Genomic DNA, 24,451 nt, shown 5'->3' on the forward strand with positions numbered 1-24,451 from the left:
CGGAAACGGCAACCGACGACGTAAGGATCGCCATCCTGTGAGCAAGGTTCCCTTCATCACCCTCAACAACGGCGTCTCCATGCCCCAGCTCGGCTTCGGTGTCTGGCAGGTGCCGGACGACGAGGCGGAGAAGGCGGTCGGCACGGCCCTGGAGGCCGGCTACCGCTCCATCGACACCGCGGCGGTCTACGAGAACGAGGCGGGCACCGGACGGGCCATCGCCGCGTCCGGGATCGCCCGCGACGAACTCTTCGTCACCACGAAGCTGTGGAACGGCGACCAGGGCCACGACGCGACGCTGCGCGCCTTCGACGCCTCGCTGGAGAGGCTGGGCCTGGACTACGTCGACCTCTACCTGATCCACTGGCCGGTGCCGGAGAAGGACGCCTACGTCGACTCCTACAAGGCCTTCGAGCGGATCCTCGCCGACGGCCGGGCCAAGGCGATCGGCGTCTCCAACTTCCTCCCCGAGCACCTGGAGCGGCTCATCGGCGAGACCTCGGTCGTGCCGGCGGTCAACCAGATCGAGCTCCACCCCTGGCTCCAGCAGGCCGAGTCGCGCGCCTTCCACGCCCAGCACGGCATCGCCACCGAGGCGTGGTCGCCGCTGGGCCAGGGCAAGGGCCTGCTGGAGGTCCCGGCGGTCGCCGAGGTCGCCCGGAAGCACGGCCGCACCCCGGCCCAGGTGGTGCTGCGCTGGCACCTCCAGCTCGGGAACGTGGTGATCCCCAAGTCCGTCACCCCCTCCCGCATCGAGGAGAACATCGCCGTCTTCGACTTCGAGCTGGACGACGAGGATCTGGCCGCCTTCGCCGCCCTGGACGAGGGACGGCGTCTGGGCCCCGACCCCGCCGTCTTCAACCTGGCCTGACCGACAGCGGGTCGCACGGGGCTGTACGGGGGCGGCGGCCGGCGGGCAACTGCCGCCGCCCCTGGCGGATTTGTGACGCGGCTCACTCCCGGCTCAAAAAATCGTCCGCATGGCCGCCGCGAGCCGGGGTAGGCGCGAAGCCATCGGCCCGTGAAGGACAGGGACGGGACCGACGTTCGAGGAGGGGAGAGGCATGACGGCGACGACGGTGACGACGGTTCCGCAGACGAACGACGACGACCACGCCATCGCCCGGCTGCCGGAGATCGCCGATCCGCTGAAGGTGGCGCCCAAGGACGCCCGGGAGCTTTCGAAGCTCTTCTTCGAGCGACTGGCGGTCCTGGAGGAGGGCACGCACGAGTACCAGTACGCGCGCAACACCCTCATAGAGATGAACATGTCCCTCGTCCGCTACGCCGCGAGCCGGTTCCGCAACCGCGGCGACGGCGAGATGGAGGACATCGTCCAGGTCGGCATGATCGGTCTGATCAAGGCGATCGACCGGTTCGAGCTGTCGCGCGAGGTGGAGTTCACCACCTTCGCCGTCCCGTACATCGTCGGTGAGATCAAGCGGTTCTTCCGCGACACCTCCTGGGCCGTCCACGTGCCGCGCCGCCTGCAGGAGGCCCGCGTCGAACTCGCCCGGGCCACCGAGGAACTCCGCAGCCGCCTGGGCAGGTCGCCGAAGGTGAGCGAGCTGGCCGCCCTGATGGACCTCAGCGAGGAGGAGGTCATCGAGATCCGCCTGGCCTCCAACGCCTACAGCTCCTCCTCCCTGGACGCGGCCATCAACGGCGGCGAGGAGGGCGAGACGGCCCTGGCCGACTTCATCGGCGCCGAGGACGCCGCCATGGAACTGGTGGAGGACTTCCACGCGCTGGCTCCGCTGATAGCCGAACTCGACGAACGCGACCGGAAGATCATCCACATGCGTTTCGTGGAGGAGCTCACCCAGGCACAGATCGGCGAACGTCTCGGCTGCTCCCAGATGCACGTGTCGCGCCTTCTGGCGCGCACCCTGAAGCGTCTGCGCGAGGGCATGCTCGCCACCAACTGAGACCGCCGGCTCCACCGCCGAAGGCTCCCGGGCCGGTCCGCCCCTTCAAGGGGCGGACCGGCCCGTCGCCGTGCGGGTTCCGGGACTCGGGCGGCCGTCAGGGAACCGTCTCCAGCGCACCGCACTCGTCGGCGAACAGCGCGGCCACGCGCCGCAGGGAGTGCGGCGGCCGGTGGAGGACCACCCGCCGTCCCCTCGTCCGCTCGGCGGCGGCCACCGCGGCCAGCGCCGCGACGGACGCGGTGTCCACGAAGTCGGTGCCGGACAGGTCCAGGTGCACCACCGGGCCGGGCAGCCGGACGAGCGCGTCCAGCACGCCCCGCAGCACGGCGCGGGTGTCGGCGTCCGCGCCGCCGCGCAGCCGGAAACCCGTCCGGTCCTCCAGGGGCGTGGCCCCCAGCGGCGGACGCGGCCACTCCCCCGCCGCCACGGGGACGGCCCGCCCGTCCGGTACGAGGCGCCGGGTGTGGGCGGCGGTCAGCAGCGCCGTGACGTCCCCGGGGACCGCCTCGCGGTCGTACAGGCACAGCGCGGTCAGCGGCAGCCGGGTGAAGACCTCCTCGTTCAGCCGCAGTTCGTACTCCAGGAGGCGTTCCGCCCCCGGGATCCCCCGCGCGCACCAGGACATCTCGCCGACCGCCCACACTCCCGTGTATCCGGCTCCGTGCGCCGTGGCGCAGACCCGGTCCCAGGCCGCCACCATCCGGTCCGGGTCGAACGGGAGCCGCCGCAGGTACGAGTCCCCGGACCGCCGTACGACCAGCCGGCCGCGGTCCACCGCCGCCGCCGCGTCGACTCCGGCGCGGCCGAGCCGCTCCACCACCGTCTCCGGAGCGGCGGTGTCCGCGAAGTACACCACCCGCCGGCCGCCGGCCAGCCCGTTCCGGACGAACACCGCCGCACTGCGGGCCCATTCGTCCTCACCGGAGTAGGCGCAGCACAGATGCCCCGTCCCGCCGGAAGGCCGGTGGTCCTGTGCGAACCCGGCTGACGCCATGCGTTCCACTCCGAGCCATTCGGTTCTCGAGCTGTGGAAGCCTCCTGGAGCGCCCACCGTACAGTCCGGTCGGAATCGGCGGCACCGTGCCGCCGGTCCCCCGGCGGGCGGTCAGCCCCCCGCCAGCGCGTCGGCCACCGTGGCGTGGAGGGGCAGGACGTCCACCAGGCGGGTGAGTTCCATGACCCGCCTGACCTCGGGCTGGAGACCGGCGAGCGCGAAGCGCAGCCCCTCCTCGGAACGGCGCCGGAAGACCTCCACGAAGGCGCCCAGCGCGCTGGAGTCGCAGAAGGCCACGTGGGACATGTCGAGGACGACCAGGGGCACCTGCTGGAGCTCCGCCGACAGCAGGTGCCCCAGCAGTTGCGGCGTGGTGTGGTAGTCGATGGAGCCCTCGACGGTGACGACGGCGTGCCCCGGGCCCTCGCGGGAGGTGAGCGCCAGGGTGGGGCCGCTGGGCAGGGGGCTCGGGTCGGCCGGCTCGGCGCCGGTCGGTTCGGGCGGGGTTGTTCGGTTCATATCCGGATGTCCGTTCTCCGTTCGAGGGGGGCTGCGGCGGACCGTCCGCCTGCTTCCGGGGCGGGCGGCCCGGCGGTACCGGTCATACCGTGACCTCCGCCCACACCACCTTGCCGCCTTCGATGCGGCGGGTCCCCCAGCGCGTCGCGATGGCGTCGATCAGGAAGATCCCCCGGTGGCCGAAGTCCTGGGGGGCGGACCTCATCAGCCGGGGCTCCTCGGTGCTGCTGTCGGTGACCTCCAGCATGATCCTGTCCTCGGCGCGCCGCAGTTCCATGCGCAGCGGTGTCCTGGCGTGGCGGACGGCGTTGGCCACCAGTTCGTCGGCGATGAGCATCATGTCGGTCGCCAGGCGGTCGAGTCCCCACGTGTGCATGGTGTCGGAGACCACCCGGCGCGCGTCCGGGACCGCCTCGGACACCGGGGGGTACTCGCGGACGACCGCGGCCCCGTCCCGCTCCGCCGTGGCGGGGCGGTGGACGTAGAGCATGGCGATGTCGTCGTCGTGCCGGCCGCCGGACGTGAGGACGTCCAGCCAGGAGTCGCAGTCGGCCTCGATCTCGCCGGCCGACTCGGCCAGGAGCTCCCGGAGCCGCCCCAGCCCCTCGTCCAGGGAACGCCCCCGGCGTTCGACGAGGCCGTCGGTGTACAGGAGCAGCCGGGCGCCCGGCGGGAAGGGGGCCTCCTGCTCCGGGTAGCCGCGCCTGCCGACGCCCAGCGGCGGGCCGATTCCCTCGTCCAGGAAACGCACCCGGCCGTACGGGTCGCGCAGCGCCGGCGGCAGATGGCCGGCGACGGCCGCGCGCAGCCGGCCCCGGTCCGCGTCCAGCGTCGCGTAGACGCAGGTGGTGAGGCGGCCGGGGGCGATGTCGTCCACCAGGACGCTGAGCTTCTCCAGCACCTCGGCCGGGGAGAGCCCGAGCAGCGCGTAGGCGCGGCAGGCGGTGCGGATCTGCCCCATGACGGCGGCGGCCCGCACTCCCTTGCCCATGACGTCCCCCACGACCAGGGCCGCCCTCCCGTCGGGGAGGGGGATGAGGTCGACCCAGTCGCCGCCGGCCTCCGTGCCGCGGGCGGCGGGCAGGTAGCGCCAGGTGCTCACGATGCCGTCGACCCGGGGCAGGGCCGGCAGCAGGTGGCGCTGGAGTTCCGTCGCGGTGTCGCGCTCCCGCCGGTACATCCGCGCGTTCTGCAGTGCCACGGCGGTCTGCGCGGCCATGCCGGTGGCCAGCCGCTCGTGCCGTTCGGTGAACCTGCCGGGCTCGGGGTGGCCGAAGAAGAAGCCGCCCAGCACCTCGCCGCGGGAGACCACGGGCACGGCGAGGTAGCTGCGGACGGGCAGGTGTCCCTCCGGCATGCCGTGGTGGGGCGCGTTGTGGCCGTACCGGGGGTCGGTGGTGATGTCGTCGGAGCGGAGGACGCCCAGGCCGCGGAAGGTGGTCTCGAACACCCGGGTGTTGCGGGGCATGGGGAACCGGTCGAAGGCGGACCGGTCCACGCCGGAGATCACGTACAGCAGGTAGGACTCGCCCGTCTCGCCCAGGACGTTGTAGAAGAAGGCCCCGAAGGCCGCCCCGGTCAGGCGGGTGGCGGCGTCGGACGCGTGCTGCACCAGGGCGTCGAGGTCCAGTTCCGCGGCCAGGGTGTTCCCGACCTCCTGCAGGGTCTCGACGATCGCCGCCTCCGCCCGCAGCTCCTCCTCGCGCCGCCGCAGTTCCCGCTGCGACCGGCGCAGCTCCCGTGCGGTGGCGCTCAGCTCCGCGACCAGCGTCTCCAGGTGGGCCGCCTGCTGCTGGACGGACTCCTCCAGGGCTCCCAGCAGGGCCTCCGCGGCGGCGGCGCGCTCGTGCACGGTCTGCTCCGCGGATCCGGTCGGCGGCGAGGCGCCGCTGAACGGCAGCAGGGCCGTCCGGACGCTGACGGCGACCGTGCGGAACAGCTCGGCGGTCTGCGCGGGCAGCGGGACGCGGGAGAAGAGGACGACGGCGAACAGCTCCCCGTCCGGCAGCGGCCCGCCGAACGCCAGGGCGGAGCGGATGCCGTACTCCTCGGCGAACTCCTCGCCCCACAGTTCTCGTGTGTGCCGGCCGTCGCCGACGAGGAGGACCTCGAAACGGGCCGGGGGCGGCGGCACGCCGTCGGCCTGGTCCGCCGAGACCGTTCCGATGCGGTCCACGAGCCGGGAGAGCAGCGGGACCTGCCGGGCGGCGTCCTCGGAGGGCACGGGCACGGCGAAGCGCTCGGCGCCGGTGGCGGGATCCGCCCACCGGGGGTACGAGCCCCGGGAGGCGACCAGCGTGAGGCAGCGCGCGCTCGGCGGAGGGGCGCCGGCGGACGTCCGGGTCCGGGCCGCCGCGCGGTCATCGGGCGGAAGGGCGCTCCAGCGCCGGGTCACGAACAGCCTCACCAGGGGGCAGGCGCGGCGGCCCTCCGCGTCGGCCATGCCGCGGTACAGGAAATCGGTGACGGCTTCCGCCGCCGTGGCGAGCGATGTGGCTCCGGAGGGGGCTCTCCGGAGTTCCGCGCCGCAGCGCACCATCTCGCTGAGGCTGAATGCCGACAGGTCGAACCGGACGTCCTCCATCGTGTCACTTCCTGGCAAGCGATCATGGCCGAGAACCGCGGGTCTCAGAGACTATCCCCGTTCGGTGCAGGCCCGTGGACCGGGTTCTGTGTACCCGGTGCTTCCGTCTTCAGCCCTCGTTCGGACGGTTCGGCCGGGGCCCCGGGGAGGCCGCGGGCGGAGTCCGGCCCGCGGAGACGGCCGTGACCGCCGGCGGGCCGGCCTCCGGGTCATCCGGCCGCCGGGGCACGGGAGTTCAGCGAGTCCAGCCGCCGCTGGGCGACGGGGACGTGACGCGGATCGAGCGCGGGGAGCTGTCTGAGCAGTGCGATCAGGTCCGGTCCCAGTTCCCTGGCGGTGTCGGGGTCGGTGACGTGCTGCCAGCAGTAGTGGGCCCCCTGGGCGGCGGCGAGCACCTCGGGGGCGTCGGGTGCCTGCAGGGCGATGCGGGAGCGGGTGGCGGCGATCCACAGCCGGGTGGCCAGCGGGTAGTTCTCGGCGATCCGTGCCAGGTCGGCGCGGATCTCGGCCCAGTGGGTGGCCTCCGCGGAGTTCGGGCCGTAGCGGCGCATCGCGTGCTGCTCCCACGCGGCCGCCATCGCGGCGGCCTCGTTGTGCCGTCCGGCCTGTGCGGCCTCCCAGATGACCGGGCGCGGATCGGCCTCCGGGGCGGGCGACTGCTGCGGCACGGCGGGAAGCTGCGCGGACGGCGCCGTTCGCGTCGCCGGTGCCGCCGGGGCCGGGGCGGTGCCGGGCCGGTCGTCGCGGGCGGGCCGCGGGGGCCCGTCGGGCCGCTGGTGCGCGGACGGAGGGCTCACCTGCCGCTGCCGGACCTGGGCGAGGAGGCGCTGGATGTCGGTCCGGGGCCCGGCGGGCTCGGACGCCGCGGTGAGTTGTCCGGACCGCGGTATGACCAGGGTCCCCGGCGGCAGGCCGGCGGCGGCCGCGGCCTCCGCGTGCAGCCGGGCGTTGCCGGGCCGGGCGGGTTGCCGGTGCAGCAGCTCGACCAGGTGCCGGGTGTAGGGGCTGACCCCGTCGGCGCCGGAGAGGCCGGGGGGCAGGACGACCCCGCACAGCGGCAGGTCCTCGTCGAGGGCGCCGGGCCGCTCCTGGAGCTGGGCCCAGGCGTGCCTGTCGGCGGCGAGGTCGACGAACACCACGGTGGTTCCGGACGGGCGGGGGCGCAGTTCCGTGCGGAGCCACGACCACGGCAGCGCGGTGTAGCGGACGGCTCCGGCGGTGGTGCCGGTGAGAGCCAGGTGCAGTTCGCCCCGGCGGCGGTCGGCCGTCAGGCGTCCCGAGAGGTACAGCAGCACCGGTCCGGAGGCCGCGACGGCGGCGCGCAGCCGCAGCAGGACCGAGTTGGGGTCGTGGACGCCGTCGAGGTGGACCACGTCGGTGGGGGCGGAACTGCCCAGCAGCACCGGGGTGGGCACGGTGGTAAGAGCCGCGAGGTTCGCGCTGGGGGTGATCCGCGGGCGCCGCCGGTGGGTGGCGCGGTCGCCGGCGATCAGGAGGACGTGCCCACGCTGCTGGTACTGCTGTGCCTGTGTCTCCGCACCATCGACATGCATGAACGCACCGTACGCCACGGAGCGTCAGGCAGCGTACCGGGTGCGGGACATCCGGCCGCGCTCCGGTCCTCCCGGCCGTACCGCCTCAGGCGCCCGGGCCGTCCGGGCCGTCCGGGCCGTCCGGGCCCAGCCAGGTCAGGGCGAGGACGGCCAGATCGTCGCGGAGCCGCTCGCCCCACCAGGCGTGGGCGTCCTCCATCATGGCCGCGACGACGCGGTCGGCGGGACGTCCGGTGCCGGGCGGCAGCGGGATCCCGGAGACGAAGGCGGCGAGGTCCTCGGGCTCCCTCAGGTTCTTCGCGCCGGCTCCCTCCGTGAAACCGTCGGTGTAGAGGACCAGGGTTCCGCCGGGAGGCAGGTCGAACTCCGTCACCGGATGACTGGGATCCTCCAGGACGCCCAGGAGCGGGCCGTGGACCTCCAGCGGCGAGGTGGCGCCGTCGGCGCGGCGCAGCAGGGGCGCGGGGTGCCCGGCGGAGGCCAGGCGGACGCGGACGGAGGCGCCGGAGGGCTCCAGGACGGCGTAGGTCAGGGTGCAGAAGGGGGTGTTCTGGCGGCGCAGGGCGTGGTTGACGAGGCCGAGGACGTGCCCGGGGTCGGGGGTGTGCTGGGCCGCGGCCCACAGGGTGTGGCGGACCAGGCCGGTGATGGCGGCGGCGCTCGGCCCCTTGCCGCAGACGTCGCCCAGGACGAGGACGTGGCGGCCGTCGGGGACGGTGAAGGCGTCGTAGAAGTCGCCGCCGATGTGCAGGCTGTTGCCGAAGGGGTGGTAGCGGGCGGCGAGGTCGAAACCGGGCAGGTCGGGGAGGCGGGGCGGGAGCAGCGGGCGTTCCAGTGCCTGGGTGGCGGCGCGCAGGCGGTGCAGCAGGCGGTCCTGCTGGATGCCGACGGCCATCTGGTCGGCGATGCTCTCCAGGACGGACAGCGCCGCCCCGGACAGCGCCAGGCGGGTGGTGAGCGCCAGGACGCCCATCAGCTCGCCTCCCGAGGTCAGCGGATAGCCGGCGAAGGACGCCCGGGACGCGGCGCGGTGGTCCCCGGGGGGCGCGGCGTCCAGGTGCGGCCGGCCCTCGGCGAGGATCCGGCCGACCAGTTCCCGCTCCCGGTCCGGATGGACGCCGGCGCCGTCCTCCTCGTCGTCCCCGGCACAGGACACGTGCTCGGGCTCGCCGGACGGGCTCACCGTCCAGACGCAGACGCGGGCGGCGCCCAGGCGGTCCACGGTGGCGCCGACGCAGCGGTCCAGCCGTTCGGGGAGCGGCCCGGCGGCCGTCATCGCCGCGGCCACCTCCGCGCTGAGCAGGGCGTGGCCGGTGCGCTCGGCGAGCTTCCGCTGTGCGTGGAGGCGGTCGGTGACGTCCTCGGCGAGGACCAGGATCCGCCGGCGGCCTTCGAGGTCCAGGACCTGCTGGGGGGCGATGCGCAGGGCCTGCCCGGCGCCGTCGGGCCCGACGCGCTCGAAGACCAGGTCGGGGCCGGGCGGGACGCGCCCGGCGGACGCGGCCAGGTGCCGCCGCAGCGCGGCACGGTCGTCCGGGGGGAACAGGTCGGCCAGCGGCCGGTGGAACGATTCGGGGTCGGTCAGCCCCAGGACGTCGGCCGCCCGGCGGTTCCAGGCGATCACCGATTCGTCCTCGTCCAGCATGAGGGCGCCGATCGGCGCCTGGGCGAGGAACTCCCCCAGCAGGCGCTCCCCCCGCTCCCGGCCGGCTCCCGCGCCCGGGGCCAGCCGCCGCTGGGCGGCGGCCAGCGCGGCGGCCTGGGCGCGGTGGCCGGCCATCTCCTCCAGGAGTTCGCGGACCTCCTCCGGCAGCCGGCCGGCTCCGTCCGCCGGCACCCTGCGCACCAGTTCGGCGGAGAAGAGCACGGGCAGCATGGCCAGCCTGCTCTCGGTGGCGGGGTCGGCCATCACGACCACCCCCAGGTCCGCGGGGTGGGGGCGCACGGCGTGGACCAGGCCGACCGGCGCCGACAGCCGCGGGCCGACGACCACCACCGTGGGGCGGCGTCCGCCGGGCTCGCCGTCGGTGCGCGCCAGCACCTCCCCGGCCGTGACCGCGGCCAGGTCGGCCGTGGAGCCGAGCGCGTCCTCCAGGGCGTCCGCGGTCTCGGACGCGACCTCCACCAGCAGGATCCGGGCTCTCGTGTCGGTCATGGTCAGTCCGCCAGCAGGGGTTCGTCCAGCAGGGCCCGTCCGGTCCACACCCGCAGCAGGTCGGTGACCGGGGACATCACGTGGGCGGCGCGGGCGTCCCGCAGCATCCGGTGCAGGGGGGACCGCTCGCCGTAGCCCACGCCGCCCACCAGGCTCAGGGCGTCGTTGACGGTCCGCTCCGCCGCGTCGGCCACCTCGGCCTTGGCCGAGGCCAGTGCCGGCAGGGCCTCCGGACCGCCCACCTCCGCCTCGGCGGCCGCGTGGTAGATCAGCCTCCGGGTGCGCTCCACCCGGGCCCACATCGTGCCCAGCCGGTGCTGCACGACCTGCCGGCCGGCCGCGCTCCGGCCGGCGCGGGCCCGACGGCGCCGCAGCAGGTGGGCGCGGGCCTCCTCCAGGGCGGCGGCGGCGACCCCCAGGTAGGTGCCGGCCATGGCCATCAGGAAGTAGGGGGCGATGACGTTGAACACGTACCAGATCTCGTCGCCCTCCTCCCCCAGCAGGCACCAGTCCGGAATCTCCACCCCGGGCAGCTCCATGCCGCGCGAGGCGTTGCCGCGCATGCCGAACCCCTCCCACTCGGGGCCCCACGCCAGCCCCGGCGCACCGGCGTCGACCACCGTGCAGGAGAACTGGCCGGGAGGCTTCCCCGGGCCGGTCGCGACGGTGGAGACCACGTAGGAGTCCGCGTGCCCGGCGTTGGTGACGAAGCTCTTGGCGCCGGTCAGCCGCAGCCGGTCCGGCCCGCTGCGCTCCATGCGGGTCTGCGGCAGCCAGAACTCGCCGCCCGTCATCGGCTCCGACAGGGCCAGGGTCGTCAGGTGCTCCCCGGCCGCGATCGGCTCCAGGTAGCGCTCGCCCTGCCTCTCCCCGGCCTTCGCGGCGATCACCGCCGAGCCGACCAGGTGCATCCCGAAGCAGATCGACGTCGACGCGCACGCCCGTCCCGTCGCCTCGCCGACCTGGGCCACCGCCAGCAGTCCGTGCCCCATTCCGCCGAAGCGCTCGGGCACCACCAGCCCGCCCAGCCGGGTCCGCAGGGCCGCCATGCCCTTGTCCGGCCACCGCCGCTCGGCATCCACGGCCTCCGCCTCGGGGGCCAGCACGCCTTCGGCGATCTCCCGCGCCACGGCCACGGCCCTGCCCAGTTCCATCCGCTCCACCGCTGTACTCCGCTCCTTCGCCGAACCGGTCGAGGGAACCGGCGGACACCACGGCCGGCCCGTTCACCGACCGACGACGATCACGCAGCCTACTCCCGGGGCCCGCCTACCCCGTCGGCCCGTCGGCAGCCCCCGCGGCCCCTCCCGCGGGCTTCCGCGCGGGGCCGGGGTCCCCGCCCGGGATCCGCACGTCGTTCGGACGCGAACGGCCCCCTCCGGGGCGGTGCGCGCGGTTGGATGGCCGTATGACCGAAGCATCCGAACACCCCCGGGGACCGGAGCCGTCGCGGGAGGGCCGGGGCGCCCCCTCCCGCCGGCCGGACGGCGGGGGTTTCGACCCCGCCGTCGAGGAGATGTTCCGCGCCAACCGGGCCAACTGGGACGCGCGCGTCCCGGTCCATGTCGCCAGCCGGTTCTACGGCGTCGGCGAGGCCGCGGACCCCGCCTCGCTGGCCGACCGCTGGTTCGCCCCGTACGAGTGGGAGGACCTCGGCGACCCGGCCGGGCTCGACGTCCTGCACCTGCAGTGCCACCTGGGGACCGAGACCCTCGCCTTCGCCGCGCGCGGGGCGCGCACCACCGGCCTGGACCTGTCCGGCGCCTCCGTCGCCGCGGCCCGGGACCTGGCCGCCCGCTCGGGGCTGGACGCCGAGTACGTCCGGGGCAACGTCTACGACGCCGCCGAGGTCCTGGGAGGGCGCCGCTTCGACCTCGTCTACACCGGCAAGGGCGCCCTGTGCTACCTGCCCGACCTGCACCGCTGGGCGCGGACCGTCGCCGGGCTGCTGCGCCCCGGGGGCCGGCTGTACGTCGTGGAGTTCCATCCCCTCCTGGTGGCGCTCGGCCCCACCCCGGACGAGGACGAGGGGTCCGGGCTGCTGCTCCGCCACGACTACCTGGGGGGCCGCGGGGCCGTCCACCACGAGGCGGCGCACACCTACACCGACGGGCCGCCGATCGAGGGGGCCGCCGACAGCTACGAGTGGCCGCACGGTCTCGGCGAGGTGGTCGACGCGCTCGCCGGGGCCGGACTGGTGATCACCCGGCTCCGGGAGAGCGACGAACTGCCGTGGCCGCGCTGGCCCCGGATGGTCCGCACGGAGTCGGGCTGGTGGCGGCTGCCGGACTCCGAACCCCGGATTCCGCTGCTGTTCGCGCTGCTCGCGGCCCGCCCCTGAGCCGCCGCCCGGGGATTCCCGGGCGGCGTCCGCGCCCGGCCGGGCCCCGGCGCCGCGACTCCGCCCGCGCGGCGCCGATGCCGGCGGCCACCACCAGGGCGGTGCCGGCGGTCTGGAGCGCGGTGGGGACCTGGGCGATGAGGAGCACGCCGGCCAGCAGGCTCACGGCCGGTTCGAGGCCGGCCAGTGTGCCGTAGGCGGTCTTCCCGATCCGCTGGAGAGCCCTCATCTCCAGCAGGAACGGCACCAGCGGCATGAGCAGCGCGATGCCGGCCGCGGCGGCCGCCGTCTGCCAGGTGAGGGCGGTCAGGGCGCCGGGGGCCCCGAACGGCGCGGCGGCCAGGGCGGCGACCGTGAGCGACACCGCCAGGGCGTGGGGGGCGGAGAACCGGCTGCCGACGTGCGCGGTGCCGACGACGTAGAGCGCCCAGCACGCCGCGGAGCCCAGCCCGAAGAGGACGCCGGCCGGGTCCGCGGCGCCGCTCCAGGGGGAGGTGAGCAGCAGGACCCCGGCCGCGGCCAGTCCCAGCCAGGCCAGTTCCCCGCGCCGCCGCGAGGCGGCGACGGCGACAGCGAGCGGACCGAGGAACTCCAGCGCGGTGGCGGTGCCCAGGGGCAGGCGCGCCGCGGCCTCGGAGAACAGGAGCATCATCCCGGCGCTGACCGCCCCCAGCAGGACGGTGGCCAGCAGGTCCGCGCGGGGTGCCGTCCGCAGCGCCCGCCACAGGGACCGGCCGCCGAAGGCCAGGAGGAGCGCGGCGGCGAAGGTCAGCCGCAGCCAGGTGGTGCCGGCCGGGCCGAGGGACGCGAACAGCCCGGTCGCCAGCGCGCTGCCGGTGTGGAGGACGGCCATGGCCGCCAGGACGAGCACCGCGCCCGGTGCGCGGCGGGGCGCGGGACGTGCCGGGGCGGGGAGGGATGCGGTGGTCACCGGGACATTGGAACGGTCTTCAACCGTTTCTGTCCACGATCCGATCGTGGACATACTGTCCACCATCAGTGGATGATGACGGGATGGCCGAGAACGACGCGGGAAACCTCCCCGGCCTGGGGCGGCTGCGGCTGCTGGTCGAGCTGGACCGGCTGGGCACCATGGCGGCGGTGGCCGCGAGCACCGGTTACGGAACGTCGGCGGTCTCCAAGCACCTGGCCGTGCTGGAGCGGGAGGTCGGCGTACGGCTCCTGGCGCCGGTCGGCCGCCGCGTGCAGCTGACGCCGGCGGGCAGGCGCCTGGCGGAGCACGCCGTGGGCATCCTCGCCGCGGTGGAGGAGGCGCGGGCCGAGCTGCGCGGCGAGAGCGAGCCCGTCGGGCGGGTGCGGCTGGCGAGCTTCTTCAGCGCGGTCGAGCCGGTGGTGCTGCCCGCCCTGGCCCGGCTGCGGGAGCGGTGCCCCCGCGTCGAGGCGGAGGTGCTCGAACACGAGCCGGAGCACACCGTGGATCTGCTGCGCTCCGGGGAGATCGACCTGGGCGTGGTGTACGACTACAGCCTGGTGCCGCGCACCGTGCCCCCGGAGCTGAGCGCGCGGCGGCTCGGGGAGCAGCCCCTGTACCTCGCCGTTCCCGCGGACCACGGGGACGCCGGCCGGCCCGTCGCCGTCCCCGCGCTGGTGGACTTCGCCGCCACCGGCTGGATCGGCAACTCGCGCGGCACCGACGACGACGAACTGGTGCAGCGCGTGTGCGCGATCGCCGGTTTCACCCCGCGGATCACCCACCGCGTGGACAGTCTCCACCTGGTGAACAGCCTGGTGGGGGCGGGGCTGGGGGTGGCGCTGCTCGCCGAGTGGGGAATCGAGCGGGACCGCTCGGACGTCGCCTTCCGCCCCCTGGACCCGCTGGCCGGCACGCGCCGCTGCTTCCTGCTCGCCCGCACCGGTCAGTGGGCGTGGCCTCCCATCTCGGCCCTTGCCTCGGCGCTCGCGGAGTGCCGTCCCTGAGCGCCGGAGGGGCGCGCGCCGACCGGCGCGCGCCCGGTTCCGCGCGGCCGTCCCGTCAGCGCTGTCCGCGGAACTCCCCGGGCCGCTCGGGGGACGCCTCCGCCAGGGCCCTGGCGACCTCCTCCACGCCGGCGCGCAGGCCGTAGACGGGGGTGCCGGGCTGCTGGCGCCAGGAGTCGTCGAGGCCGCCCGCGTCCACGGTGTCGAAGCCGAGTTCGCCGATGAGGTCGCGGACGGTCTTCTTGGCGGCCTCGTCGTCGCCGGCGACCGGCAGCGCGATGCGCTCCGGGTGTCCCCCGGGGCGCGGCCTGTCGAGGATGTCCTGGGCGTAGGTGCCGTTGAACGCCTTGACCACCGGGTGGCCCAGGTGCCGTTCCGTCCAGCGGCTCTCGGTCAGGCCCTCCTCGATCTCGGCGATCCTCCCGTCGCGTTCCCGGGGGTAGTAGTTGCCGGTGTCGATCACGGCGACGTTCCCGGCGGCCTCGTCGAGGAGTCCGGGCGGCAGGTCCGGGACGTTCTTCAGCGGTACGGCGACCACGACGACCTCGGCCCCGCGGGCCGCCTCCTCCGCCCGTACCGGTGTGGCGCCGGTCTCCTCGGCCAGTGCGGTCAGGGTGTGCGGACCGCGCGAGTTGGCCACGTACACCTCGTGCCCGAGGGCGGTGAGCCGCCGGGTGAGGTTGCCGCCGATGTTGCCCGCGCCGATGATGCCGATCCTCATGCCGTCTCCCTGCGGTGGTGTCGCGCTGCTGTCGTCCGGCACAACCGCGTGGACGGCCGGTCCATTTCCCGCCCCTCTCCGTCCGGCGCGCCCCGGCCGGAGGCGGGCGGCGGTGCGGCCGGACGGCGCCCCACGGACAGATGTCTGATTTGCTCGTTTAGCATGGCTTTGTGGATTCGCATCGGACGCCCCCGGGAGCCGACCGGAACGAGCGGTCGCCCGATGCCGGGGTGCGCGCGGAGATCCTCGCCTCCTGGCGGCGCTCGCACCTGCTGGGCATCGACCGCGAGCGCACGACCCTGCCGGTCGAGAGCGACCTGGACCCGGACTCCCGCCTGGTCAGGGCGGCCGCCCCGGTACTGGAGCGGTTGTACCGGCGGCTCTCGCACCTGCCGGTCACCGTGGTGCTGGCCGACGCCCGGGCGAACATCGTGGACCGGCGCGGGGATGCCGGGGGGCTGGAGCTGATGGACGCCGCCTCGCTGGTGCCGGGCGCCAACGTCGACGAGCGTTTCATGGGCACCAGCAGCGTCAGCATGGTCCTGAGCACCAGGGCCCCGTTCGTCGTGATCGGCCAGGAGCACTTCCTCCACCGTCTCCAGGCGCTGACCTGCATGGCCGCCCCGGTGTGCGATCCGGTCGGCGGGGCCGTGCAGGGAGCGGTCAACCTCTCCGTCCCCGAGGAGCTGGCCGACCCGGGCATGGCGGTGATGCTCCAGCGGGCCGCCGACCGGATCGGGGAGCGCCTGCTGGAGCTGAGCAGCGCCAGGGAGCGCGAACTGCTGGCCTCGGTCCTCCGGACCGGAGGGCGCGGCGGGAACGCCGGGCCCGGCCCCGGAGCAGGGGAGCCGTCCCACCCCGACGGGGCGGCTCCCCTGCTGACCCGTCAGGAGCACCTGTCGCTGCTGGAGACCGCCACGGAGCTGATCTCCTCGGGGGACCGGCCGTTCGCCGAGGTGCCGTTGGCGGACGGCCGGACGGCCACGCTCCGCCGCAGGCGGCTGCGCCACGGCGACACGGAGGGCGCGGCCGTCGAGGTCAGCTTCTCCTCCACTGACGGCGCGGACGCGGCGCTCCCGGTCACGGCGGTCGCCCCGGACGGCCAGGAGGTGCCCCTGCTGCGCCCGTCCTCCCCCGCCGGGCAGGTCTCCGGACGGGCCGGCGGGCAGGGCGCCGAGCGCCCTCCCGAGCAGCCGCGGGGGACCGGGGAGGCGCGGAACGGGCCCGGCGGGACGCCCGGACACCCGGACGCCTGGGTACTGCTGGTGGGCGAGCCGAGCGTGGGCCGCCTCGCCGTCGAGGCGCGCAGGCGGCTCTCCCTGCTGAACGACGCGGGCGCGCGCGTCGGCACCACCCTGGACATGCGGCGCACCGCCGAGGAGCTGGCGGAGGTCGCGGTCCCGCAGTTCGCCGACGTCGTCGTGGTGGACCTGGTCGACGGCGTCCTGGCGGGCGAGGAGCCGCCGCCGGGGCCGCTCGGCGACGGCGCGCCGCTGCGCCGGGTGGTCGTCCGGGCCGGCGGGAGTCCCGGCGGGGCGCGGACCGACCGGGTGGACGTCCCCGTCGGCTACGCGGCCGGCACGCCGCAGGCCCGGTGCCTCGCCGGCAGGCGGCCGGTCGCGGACTCCGTGCTGAGCACCGCCCCCGGGAGGCCCTCCCCGGACGGCGCGGGCGGCGCGCACCCCGTCGACCTGCTCGGCGAGGGCACGCACTCCTATCTGGGGGCACCGCTGTCCGCCCGGGGCGCGGTCCTGGGGCTGGTCGGGTTCTACCGCCGCGGCAGGTCCCGGCCCTACGAGAGGGACGATCTGGTCCTGGCGGGCGAACTGGCGGCCCGTACCGCGATCAGCGTCGACAACGCCCGCCGCTTCGCCCGGGAGCACGACGCGTCCCTGACCCTGCAGCGCAGCCTGCTGCCCCAGGGCACCCCCCGGCTGAACGCCGTCGATCTCGCCACCCGCTACCTGCCCGCGGACACCAGGGCCGGGGTGGGCGGCGACTGGTTCGACGTGATCCCGCTGTCCGGGCTGCGCGTGGCCCTGGTCGTCGGGGACGTGGCGGGCCACGGCCTGCAGGCGGCGGCCACCATGGGACGGCTGCGCACCGCGGTGCGCACCCTGGCGGACCTGGACCTGCCTCCGGAGGAGATCCTGGCCCACCTGGACGACCTGGTCAGCCGCACTCCCGACGACCCCGCCATGGCCGCGACCTGCCTGTACGCGGTGTACGACCCGGTCTCCTGCACCTGCACGGCGGCCGCGGCAGGGCATCCGCGTCCCGCGGTGGCGCTGCCGGACGGCACCGCCCGGCTCCTCGACCTGCCGACCGGGCCGCCGCTGGGGCTCGGCAGGCTCCGGCCGTACGCGTCCGCCACCGCGGAGCTCCCCCCGGGCAGCCTGCTGGCGCTCTACACCGACGGCCTGCTCAAGCAGGGACGTGCCTACGACACCGCCGACACGCGGACGGGGCGGCTGCTGGCCGCTCTGCTCGGCGGGGACCCGTCGCTGGAGCGGATCTGCGACCGGGTCACCGACCCCCTGCTGCCCGGCGAGCCGCGCGACGACGTGGCGCTGCTGCTGGCCCGTGTGCACGCGCTGCCCGGCGACCGGGTGGCGTCCTGGGAGCTGCCCGCCGATCCGGCGATGGTGGCCGAGGCCAGGGCGCTGGCGAGCCGGCAGCTCGCCGAGTGGGGTCTGCCGGAGCTGGAGTACAGCACCGGCCTGGTGGTCAGCGAGCTGGTCACCAACGCGGTGCGGTACGGCGGCGAGGGGCCGGTGGGACTGCGGCTGCTGCGCGACGACGCGCTGATCTGCGAGGTGTCCGACCGCAGCAACTCCTCCCCGCGCATCCGGCGGGCCGCCGTGACCGAGGAGGGCGGCCGCGGCCTGTTCCTGGTGGCCCAGTTCACCGACAGCTGGGGCGCCCGCTACACGCCGCGGGGCAAGACGGTGTGGGCCGAGCAGACACCGCACGACGGGCAGCGGGAGCCGGAGGCCGACGAGGAGACGCTGCTGGCCATGTTCGACGATCCGGACTGACGCGGCCGGGCCGGCGGTCCGGCCGCGCGCCCCCGCGGACCGGGGCGGCCGTTGGACCGGGCCGTCGCCTGCGGCCGGTCACGGGGTGTGCCAGGCGAGGGCCGGCCACAGGTGTGCGCGTCGGGGTCGGCCAGGTCGGCCCCCAGGAGGCGCCCGACGCGCTGGTCGAGCACGTCCTGGGCGAGGCGCTGCGCTACGACGCCGCGCACGGTCCGCGGCTCGTGCGGTCGGTGCGCACGTGGCTGGAGCGCGACCGGCGCACGGACGAGGCCGCCGCCCTCCACGTCCACCCCAGCACGCTCTCCTACCGGCTGCGCCGCTTCGGCGAACTCACCGGCCGCGACCTGTCGGCGACCGAGGCGCTGGCCGAGGTCTGGCCGGCGGTCCGGGCCGCGGGGCAGCTCGGGCTGCTCGACTGATCCGGCACGGCCCCCAAAGGGCCGGGCCGGCGGCCGCGGAGGGCCGGACGCCCGGACGGCCGTGGAATCCGTGTGACCCGCGGCACAACCTTCCGCCGCCGCGGCGTGTCATACCCGGTGAACGCGCCACGAAATGGGGGAGACATGAACACCAGCACCCGTACCGGTCGCATCGCCGCGGCGGTCGCATCGCTCTCGGCGGCCGTCGCGGCGCTCGCCGCCACCACGACCGCCGCCACGGCGAGCGGCTCGCCCGCGTTCCTCTCCCCGGAGGAACTGCCGCCCCACTCCTCCTCCGCCTGGTACGCGGGCGAGGTCGCCGGCGGCGTCCCGGACCCGCTGCCCTTCTGCTACGGCCAGGCCCTCCCCGGGGCCACCTCCCGGTACCGCGAGTTCTGGACGGAGTACGACACCGGCGCCACCCAGGTCACCGTCGTGGAGCGCGACGAGGCGAGTGCCCGGAGCCTGGCCGCGCTGCTGAGCGACGCGATCAGGCGGTGCGCGGAGCGGACCGAGCAGGAGGACCCCGAGGCCACCGCCGAGTTCAGGTCCTACGGCAGGCTGCGCGTCGAGGAGGGCGCCCGGGTGTACGGCGTGCACACGGCCCACTCCTGGGGCGCCGTCGACGTCCACCTGTTCTCGGTGGGCCGGGACGACAGGACCGTCACGGTGGTGCACTGGGGGCAGATGGGCACCTTCCGGGACGCGCCGGTGGCCGACTTCAGGAGGACGACGGTCACCGCCGTGAACAAGCTCCACTGACGCGCTCGACGGGAAGCCCCGCGCCTTCGGGCGCGGGGCTTCCCGCGTACGCCCCCGCCCGCACGGCCCGGCCGGAACGGCCGGTCTCCCCCGCGGCGTGACCTTTCCGCGCCGCGCGGCGTTGTACGGGTGTCGCGTCCGCAGCGATTCGCTCCTCCGCGAGGCCGCGCACGAGGGACCCGAGCCCACCCCCTCCCCCCGGCTCGGGTCCTTCGCGTGTCCCGGCCCGCGGACGCGCGCCGGGGCTGACCGGAGGTTTCGGGGGAAGCCGCACCCCATGGAACTGCCGAAGAAGCCGAGGAAGCGGAACGGACGGGGACGCGGACCGGCGTCCGGCGCCTGGAGGGCGTATGCCGCCACCACGGCGGCCGTGGTGGCGGCCGCGGTCGCCGGGGCCCGGGCCGTCGATCCGGACAGCCCCTGGTACCGGTCGCTGGAGAAGCCGTCGTGGCAGCCGCCCGCCTGGGCGTTCGGCGCGGTGTGGACACCGCTGTACGCATCCGTCGCCTGGGCGGGCGGCCGCGCGCTCGCCGGGGTCCGGGGCGGCGAGCGCCGCGCCCTGGCGGTCGGTCTGGGCGTGAACCTGGCGCTGAACACCGCGTGGAACCGGTGGTTCTTCCGCCGCCGCAGCCTCGGCGGAGGAGTCGCGGGCACACTCCTGCTCGACGCGAGCAACGCGGATCTGATCCGCCGCACGGCCCGCACCGACCGTGCGGCGGCGGCCGCGCTCGTGCCGTACGCCGCCTGGTGCGCCTTCGCCACCGTGCTGAACGCCGACATCGCCCGCCGCAACGCGGCGGCACGGCGCCGCGGCTGAACAGCGGCTCCTCCCGGAGGCGCCGCCGGGAGGAGTGCGGCCGGGGAGAGCATTTGACGGCACTCAGTGCCTTTACGCCTGACACCCCGTGCCATATGGTGTGGGCGTTGCCGCTGTGCGGCGGGCCGGGCCGGTCCGCCGCGCAGCACATCGGTTGCTCCAGCCGAGCGCAGGGAGACGACATGGTGTCCAGCACCGCGATCGATGTCCGCGAGAGCGACACGGCCGCCGTCGGCGGCGGCCTTCCAGCCCCCTCCCCCGCCTTCCCGGAAGCCGCCGGGGACCCTCGCACGCCCGGTCACGACGGGCTGTGCTTCCAGCGCTGCCGCTGGTGCCGGACCCCCGTCTTCAGGCGCCTGCTGTGCCCCGTGTGCGCCTCCACCGACTTCGACCGGGAACCCGGCGGCGGCACCGGCGTCGTCCGCCGCGTCCTCTCCGTCGACCGGAGTGCCGGAGCCCCCCGCACCGTCGTCCTGATCACCATGGACGAGGGGTACCAGCTGCGCTCCGCGGTGACCGGCACACCGCCGCACGCCGTCCACGCCGGAGCGCGCGTCCGGCTGGCCCCGGAGACCGCCCGCGAACGCCGGGGACCCGTCTTCCGGCTCTGCGAGGACCGGTACGCCGATCAGCCGTCCGCCGTGTGGCGCTGACCGGCGGCCGACCCCCCCGGGGAGCGGCCCCGCACCGGCCCCACCGTCGACACCACCCGCACCAGGGCCGGGGTCCGCGGGGCCGAGCCGAACCCGAACCGCACCGGGGGATCCACCGGCGCGAGCCCGCCCAGGTCCCCGCCCTCGAAGGAGCCCGCCAGCGCGGTGACGGGAAGCAGGTCCCGCGCTCCGTACCACTCCCGGCGCCCCGCTCCCGCGCTCCCCCTGGTGCGCACCCCCGGCAGCAGACGGGCCGGGAGGTCGGTCAGCGCGGCCCAGGCCGGCCTGGCCGCGAGCACGCCCGGCACGCAGCGCAGCAGCACCCCGAGCGGCCCCCTCCGGCCGACCGTGAACCGCAGGACCAGCGGACCTGCCGCGACGTCCCAGACCGCTCCCCCGACGACCACCGACACCGGCACCACTCGCACACGCTCGAAGCGGTAGACGCCGGCGACGAAGCCGGCGGTCTCCCGAGTCGGGGCGAGCAGCAGCCGCCGACCCCCCGCCTCCTCCAGCATCACGTCGCTGAACAGGCCGAACGGGGACCGCAGCCAGTGCCCCAGCACCACCCGCGTGCCGGAGGAGGTGCCGGCGCCGGCGATCCACCCGTCGAACCGGAGCGCACCCTTCACCGCGGCCGTCCCCCTCTCCCTTCTTTCTGCTTCTTTCCGCTTCTCCCCCGGCCCCTTCCCTCCGTGCGGGAGGACCGGGACACCCGGCCGGTTCCACGCCCCGCCGGGACGTCCATCGTCGGGCCGGCGCACCCGGAGCCGCCACCGGAAGTCCGGCGCCCGGCAGCCCCGGCCGCCTCCCGGAGGGCGCGCCGCCGCGGACGGTGCGGCGGCTCCCGGCAGGTCCGCTGCGCGTGCAGAGCGGCGGCGTAACCTTTCTGCGCGGTGCGGCGTTGTACGGGTGTCACATGCACAGGGATGCGTCTCCCCCGCGGACCCGTGACCGGGGGGCCCGAGCCCGCACCCCTCCTCCTCGGCTCGGGCCCCTCACCGCGCTCCCGCAGGGCGTGCGCCACCGGCCGGTCCCCCGTTCCGCGGGCCCGGGCACGGGGACGCGATCGGCGGGACGGCACGGCGTGGCTCCGTCCCCGGCCCCGCGGCCGTTCGCAGACTGATTCCATGATCACCACGGTCCGTCGTGCGGCGGGAGCCGCTCTCCTGTCGGTGCTGTGCGGCCTCGTCCCGGGGCCGCCGGCGTCCGCGGCCCACGCGTCCGCCGCCTGCACCGAATCAGTGCCTTTCACATCGAACACCGAGGGCTACCGGGGCTTCCGCATCCCGGCCGTGATCGGGGCCCGAAGCGGCGGGCGCACCGGCCCCGAGGTGCTCGTCGCCTTCGCCGAGGGGCGCGCCGACTCCCTGGCGGACGACGGCGACATCGACGTGGTGGTACGCCGGTCGTTCGACGGCGGCTGCACATGGGGCCCGTTGCAGGTGGTGGCCGACGCCGGACGGGACACCATCGGCAACCCCTCGCCGGTCGTCGACCCGGCGACCGGCCGGATCGTGCTGCTGAGCTGCCGGAACGCCCACGGGGTGATGGGACGGCGCCGGGTGTTCGTCCAGCACAGCGACGACGGCGGCGCCACCTTCTCCCCGCCCCGGGAGATCACCGAACAGGTCAAGCCCGGACACTGGAACTGGTACGGCACGGGCCCCGGGCACGGGCTGGCCCTCCGGCACGGCCCGCACCCCGGCCGTCTGCTGGTCCCGGCCAACCACAGCTACCGGTCGGCGTCCTCCGCGTACCGTTCCGGCGCCCACTCGCTGTACAGCGACGACGGCGGGGAGACCTGGCGCCTCGGCTATGTGGCCCAGCCGGTGGAGGAGGACCTGCGCCTGGAGGAGAACGCCTTCGCCGAGCTGCCCGACGGCCGGATCTACACCAACGTCCGCAACCAGAGCCCCACGGCGACCGCGACCCGCGCCGACGCCTACGCGGCGCCCGGCGGCACGGAGCTGCTGGCCCCCTACCGCCCCCAGCCCGCCCTGGCCGGACCCGTGGTGCACGGCAGTGTGCTGTGGGTCGATCCCCGGCCGCCGGCCCCTCCGTTCCTGCTCTTCGCGGGGCCCGCCGACCCCGGCAGCCGGAAGGCGCTGACCCTGCGCGTCAGCCACGACCGGGGACGCACCTGGCGCGACGGGCCACGGCTGACGGCGGATCCCGCCGCGTACTCCGACCTTGTCCCGCTCGGCCGCGACACCGTGGGGGTCCTGTACGAGACGGGCGTCCGGTCCCCGTACGAGACCATCGTCCTCACCAGGGTGCCCGTAGCCTCCCTCGCCTCCGCGTCCCCCCTCCCCGGGCACGTCCCCGCCGACGCCTCCGGCCGGTAGCCCGCCCCCGCCGAATGCCGCACGACGACGGCTCCTGCCGGCCCGTCAGGTGTCGGCGGGTCAGAAGCGCGGCTGTCCGGTTGCGTCGGGGGCGAACCGAACGGGGGAGTCCGAAAGAGCGAACCGGTGCCGGTGGACCACTGCCGTGAGCTGCGCCCTCGCACCAAAAGGATCAGCCGTCACCCGCGTTGGCGCGGTTCCCGCGCTCCGCGGCAGTAAAAGTCTGAGCCCACCGGATCCGCCCGGGATCCGGAACACCTCTACGGACAAGGATTCACGTGATGCGCAAGCCCACTCGTCGGGCCGTCGTCGGCGCCCTCGCCGCTCCTCTGCTGCTGATCGCGTCCGCCGGCGTGGCCGTGGCCGATTCCTCCGGCCACGTCAAGCACTCCGCCAAGCACTCCGCCAAGCACGGCAAGCACTCCGGCAAGCACGGCTCCAAGTCCGGCAAGTACGGCTCCGAGTCCGGCAAGCACTCCGGTAAGTCCGGCACGTCGACCGAGCAGGGGAACGGCGGTTCCGGGTCCAGCGGTGACTGCGACTGCGACCACAGCGGTCACAACGGTCAGGACAACGGCAACTCCGGTCACCACGGGAGCAACGGCGGGAACGGCCAGGACAACGGCAACAACGGAAGCAACGGCAACGGCGGCAACGGAAGCGGTAACGGCAGCAGCGGCAACGACTGCGACGAGCGCGACAGGAACGGCGGCAGCAACGGCGGCAACGGCAACGGCCACGACAACGGCAAGGACAACGGAAGCAGCAACGGCAACGGCGGCAGCAGCCACAACAACGGCAACGGCGGCAGCAAGGACAACGGTCACAACGGCAGCGGCAAGGACGACGACTGCGACGAGTACGACAAGGACAAGGGGGACGACGAGGACGACTTCCGCTTCGTGATCAGCTACAGCCCCCTCAACCTCGGTTCCCTCCTCGAGGACATCCTCGGCTGAGGTCGCCCGGGCACCCGCAGAAACCGGATGCCCGGTCCCCGCGCCCGGGATCCGCGGAGCACACGCTCCGCCGGATCCCGGGCGCGCCCGGTTCAACGGCCCTCGGCCGATCCGGCGCTCCTCGCACCAGCACAGGGAGACAAGTCGACCTGTCTATACTCGATTCCGTTTCTCCGCAGTGATGAGCACTCCTCGCCAGGAGGGACTTCGACGTGCTGGACATGCTGCCGGGACTGCTCGCCGTGCCCGCCGCCTTCGCCGTGGGGACGGCCGTCTGGACCGTCCTCCTGAGGCCCCCGGCCGACCGGGACCTCTGGGAGGAACAGGAGCGCCACCACCTGCTGCGGACCGTGGTCACCCACGACGTCCGCCGGGAACGGTCCGTCGCCGCGCGGCCTGCCCGGAAGGACTGGCACACCGCCGCGTGACGGCCGGACGGGAGCCCGCGGGGGCTCCGCGGGAACCGGATCCCGCGGAGCCCCCGCGTTTTCGCCGCCGCGGCCGGTGAGGGCCGCGGCGGCCGTCACGCGGCCTTTCCCTTGTCGCCCCTGTCCTCGTCGACGATCTCGGCGTCCACCACGTCCTCTCCCCCTTCCCCGGCACCGCCGCCCTGGGGGCCGGCGCCGGCGGAGGCGCCGCCCGCGGCCTGCTGGCCCTGCGCATCGGCGTACAGCGCCTGCCCCAGCTTCTGACTGGTGGTGGCCACCTTCTCCGACGCC

General features: G+C 75.2%; 20 protein-coding genes and 2 pseudogenes. 12 read left to right on the forward strand and 10 right to left on the reverse strand.

The features are described from left to right. Positions 1-37 precede the first annotated feature (37 nt). Together ABD358_RS20350 and ABD358_RS20355 are read left to right on the forward strand one after the other, a co-directional pair. On the forward strand, positions 38-871 hold the full coding sequence (locus tag ABD358_RS20350) for an aldo/keto reductase (protein WP_344632516.1): 834 nt from the start codon (positions 38-40) through the stop codon (positions 869-871). Between the two features lie 193 nt (positions 872-1,064). Beyond that, positions 1,065-1,928 carry an RNA polymerase sigma factor SigF gene (locus ABD358_RS20355; protein ID WP_344632517.1) on the forward strand — a complete coding sequence of 288 codons (864 nt, stop codon included), beginning with the start codon at positions 1,065-1,067 and terminating at the stop codon, positions 1,926-1,928. A 97-nt stretch (positions 1,929-2,025) separates the two neighbouring features. On the opposite strand, the gene ABD358_RS20360 is transcribed toward ABD358_RS20355, so the two are convergent. The 6 genes from ABD358_RS20360 to ABD358_RS20385 all read right to left on the reverse strand — a co-directional run bounded on the left by ABD358_RS20360 (position 2,026) and on the right by ABD358_RS20385 (position 10,890). Beyond that, positions 2,026-2,925 (reverse strand): MEDS domain-containing protein, encoded by a 900-nt coding sequence (locus ABD358_RS20360; protein ID WP_344632518.1) that lies wholly within the window; start codon positions 2,923-2,925, stop codon positions 2,026-2,028. Positions 2,926-3,036: 111 nt separating this feature from the next. Further along, positions 3,037-3,444, reverse strand: a complete 408-nt coding sequence (locus ABD358_RS20365) for an STAS domain-containing protein (RefSeq protein WP_344632519.1) — start codon at positions 3,442-3,444, stop codon at positions 3,037-3,039. An 82-nt stretch (positions 3,445-3,526) separates the two neighbouring features. Continuing rightward, complete coding sequence (locus ABD358_RS20370) at positions 3,527-6,028, reverse strand: ATP-binding SpoIIE family protein phosphatase (RefSeq protein WP_344632520.1); 2,502 nt, start codon at positions 6,026-6,028, stop codon at positions 3,527-3,529. Between the two features lie 209 nt (positions 6,029-6,237). After that, complete coding sequence (locus tag ABD358_RS20375) at positions 6,238-7,581, reverse strand: hypothetical protein (RefSeq protein ID WP_344632521.1); 1,344 nt, start codon at positions 7,579-7,581, stop codon at positions 6,238-6,240. Positions 7,582-7,666: 85 nt separating this feature from the next. Then, positions 7,667-9,736: a SpoIIE family protein phosphatase gene (locus ABD358_RS20380; RefSeq protein WP_344632522.1), complete on the reverse strand. Its 2,070-nt coding sequence runs from the start codon at positions 9,734-9,736 to the stop codon at positions 7,667-7,669. Between the two features lie 2 nt (positions 9,737-9,738). Continuing rightward, complete coding sequence (locus ABD358_RS20385) at positions 9,739-10,890, reverse strand: acyl-CoA dehydrogenase family protein (protein ID WP_344632538.1); 1,152 nt, start codon at positions 10,888-10,890, stop codon at positions 9,739-9,741. 362 nt (positions 10,891-11,252) lie between these two features. Here ABD358_RS20385 and ABD358_RS20390 point away from each other — a divergent pair, with 362 nt between their 5' ends. Beyond that, positions 11,253-12,077: a class I SAM-dependent methyltransferase gene (locus tag ABD358_RS20390; protein WP_344632539.1), complete on the forward strand. Its 825-nt coding sequence runs from the start codon at positions 11,253-11,255 to the stop codon at positions 12,075-12,077. A 94-nt stretch (positions 12,078-12,171) separates the two neighbouring features. Here ABD358_RS20390 and ABD358_RS20395 read toward each other — a convergent pair. Beyond that, a pseudogene (locus ABD358_RS20395) lies at positions 12,172-13,074 on the reverse strand (EamA family transporter); the annotation flags it as partial. A 17-nt stretch (positions 13,075-13,091) separates the two neighbouring features. Between ABD358_RS20395 and ABD358_RS20400 the strand changes: the two are divergent. Beyond that, positions 13,092-14,015: a LysR family transcriptional regulator gene (locus ABD358_RS20400; protein ID WP_344632523.1), complete on the forward strand. Its 924-nt coding sequence runs from the start codon at positions 13,092-13,094 to the stop codon at positions 14,013-14,015. 55 nt (positions 14,016-14,070) lie between these two features. Here ABD358_RS20400 and ABD358_RS20405 read toward each other — a convergent pair whose 3' ends face one another. Beyond that, positions 14,071-14,736: an NADPH-dependent F420 reductase gene (locus ABD358_RS20405; protein ID WP_344632524.1), complete on the reverse strand. Its 666-nt coding sequence runs from the start codon at positions 14,734-14,736 to the stop codon at positions 14,071-14,073. Between the two features lie 170 nt (positions 14,737-14,906). On the opposite strand from ABD358_RS20405, the gene ABD358_RS20410 reads away from it, so the two are divergent. The 5 genes from ABD358_RS20410 to ABD358_RS20430 all read left to right on the forward strand — a co-directional run bounded on the left by ABD358_RS20410 (position 14,907) and on the right by ABD358_RS20430 (position 20,425). Further along, positions 14,907-17,774 carry a SpoIIE family protein phosphatase gene (locus ABD358_RS20410; protein WP_344632525.1) on the forward strand — a complete coding sequence of 956 codons (2,868 nt, stop codon included), beginning with the start codon at positions 14,907-14,909 and terminating at the stop codon, positions 17,772-17,774. A 113-nt stretch (positions 17,775-17,887) separates the two neighbouring features. Next, complete coding sequence (locus ABD358_RS20415; RefSeq protein ID WP_344632526.1) at positions 17,888-18,193, forward strand: helix-turn-helix domain-containing protein; 306 nt, start codon at positions 17,888-17,890, stop codon at positions 18,191-18,193. Between the two features lie 144 nt (positions 18,194-18,337). Continuing rightward, positions 18,338-18,955, forward strand: a complete 618-nt coding sequence (locus tag ABD358_RS20420) for a hypothetical protein (RefSeq protein WP_344632527.1) — start codon at positions 18,338-18,340, stop codon at positions 18,953-18,955. 277 nt (positions 18,956-19,232) lie between these two features. Beyond that, entirely contained in the window at positions 19,233-19,772 is a 540-nt protein-coding gene (locus tag ABD358_RS20425; protein WP_344632528.1) for a TspO/MBR family protein, read from the forward strand. Positions 19,773-19,954: 182 nt separating this feature from the next. Continuing rightward, the gene (locus ABD358_RS20430; RefSeq protein ID WP_344632529.1) at positions 19,955-20,425 is read left to right on the forward strand and encodes a Zn-ribbon domain-containing OB-fold protein; all 471 of its coding nucleotides are present in this window, start codon (positions 19,955-19,957) and stop codon (positions 20,423-20,425) included. Here the strand turns inward: ABD358_RS20430 and ABD358_RS20435 are convergent. After that, on the reverse strand, positions 20,401-21,057 hold the full coding sequence (locus ABD358_RS20435) for a hypothetical protein (protein ID WP_344632530.1): 657 nt from the start codon (positions 21,055-21,057) through the stop codon (positions 20,401-20,403). The genes ABD358_RS20430 and ABD358_RS20435 overlap by 25 nt on opposite strands. A 612-nt stretch (positions 21,058-21,669) precedes the next feature. Between ABD358_RS20435 and ABD358_RS20440 the strand changes: the two genes are divergently transcribed. The 3 genes from ABD358_RS20440 to ABD358_RS20450 all read left to right on the forward strand — a co-directional run bounded on the left by ABD358_RS20440 (position 21,670) and on the right by ABD358_RS20450 (position 24,160). Further along, the gene (locus tag ABD358_RS20440; protein ID WP_344632531.1) at positions 21,670-22,773 is read left to right on the forward strand and encodes a sialidase family protein; all 1,104 of its coding nucleotides are present in this window, start codon (positions 21,670-21,672) and stop codon (positions 22,771-22,773) included. Positions 22,774-23,054: 281 nt separating this feature from the next. Beyond that, on the forward strand, positions 23,055-23,732 hold the full coding sequence (locus tag ABD358_RS20445; RefSeq protein ID WP_344632532.1) for a hypothetical protein: 678 nt from the start codon (positions 23,055-23,057) through the stop codon (positions 23,730-23,732). Between the two features lie 212 nt (positions 23,733-23,944). After that, on the forward strand, positions 23,945-24,160 hold the full coding sequence (locus tag ABD358_RS20450; RefSeq protein WP_344632533.1) for a hypothetical protein: 216 nt from the start codon (positions 23,945-23,947) through the stop codon (positions 24,158-24,160). A gap of 95 nt (positions 24,161-24,255) precedes the next feature. On the opposite strand, the pseudogene dnaK reads toward ABD358_RS20450, so the two are convergent. After that, positions 24,256-24,451, reverse strand: a pseudogene (dnaK, locus tag ABD358_RS20455) (molecular chaperone DnaK); the annotation flags it as partial.

This window comes from Streptomyces glaucosporus (assembly GCF_039533345.1).
Taxonomy (GTDB): Bacteria; Actinomycetota; Actinomycetes; order Streptomycetales; family Streptomycetaceae; genus Streptomyces; species Streptomyces glaucosporus.

Bases quoted from the DNA above. Each gene is read 5' to 3' on its own strand.
- ABD358_RS20430 (WP_344632529.1), top strand. From the start codon at position 19,955: ATGGTGTCCAGCACCGCGATCGATGTCCGCGAGAGCGACACGGCCGCC.
- ABD358_RS20370 (WP_344632520.1), bottom strand. From the start codon at position 6,028: ATGGAGGACGTCCGGTTCGACCTGTCGGCATTCAGCCTCAGCGAGATG.
- ABD358_RS20380 (WP_344632522.1), bottom strand. From the start codon at position 9,736: ATGACCGACACGAGAGCCCGGATCCTGCTGGTGGAGGTCGCGTCCGAG.
- ABD358_RS20400 (WP_344632523.1), top strand. From the start codon at position 13,092: ATGGCCGAGAACGACGCGGGAAACCTCCCCGGCCTGGGGCGGCTGCGG.
- ABD358_RS20425 (WP_344632528.1), top strand. From the start codon at position 19,233: ATGGAACTGCCGAAGAAGCCGAGGAAGCGGAACGGACGGGGACGCGGA.
- ABD358_RS20420 (WP_344632527.1), top strand. From the start codon at position 18,338: ATGAACACCAGCACCCGTACCGGTCGCATCGCCGCGGCGGTCGCATCG.
- ABD358_RS20390 (WP_344632539.1), top strand. From the start codon at position 11,253: ATGTTCCGCGCCAACCGGGCCAACTGGGACGCGCGCGTCCCGGTCCAT.
- ABD358_RS20375 (WP_344632521.1), bottom strand. From the start codon at position 7,581: ATGCATGTCGATGGTGCGGAGACACAGGCACAGCAGTACCAGCAGCGT.
- ABD358_RS20405 (WP_344632524.1), bottom strand. From the start codon at position 14,736: ATGAGGATCGGCATCATCGGCGCGGGCAACATCGGCGGCAACCTCACC.
- ABD358_RS20360 (WP_344632518.1), bottom strand. From the start codon at position 2,925: ATGGCGTCAGCCGGGTTCGCACAGGACCACCGGCCTTCCGGCGGGACG.
- ABD358_RS20445 (WP_344632532.1), top strand. From the start codon at position 23,055: ATGCGCAAGCCCACTCGTCGGGCCGTCGTCGGCGCCCTCGCCGCTCCT.
- ABD358_RS20365 (WP_344632519.1), bottom strand. From the start codon at position 3,444: ATGAACCGAACAACCCCGCCCGAACCGACCGGCGCCGAGCCGGCCGAC.
- ABD358_RS20385 (WP_344632538.1), bottom strand. From the start codon at position 10,890: ATGGAACTGGGCAGGGCCGTGGCCGTGGCGCGGGAGATCGCCGAAGGC.
- ABD358_RS20355 (WP_344632517.1), top strand. From the start codon at position 1,065: ATGACGGCGACGACGGTGACGACGGTTCCGCAGACGAACGACGACGAC.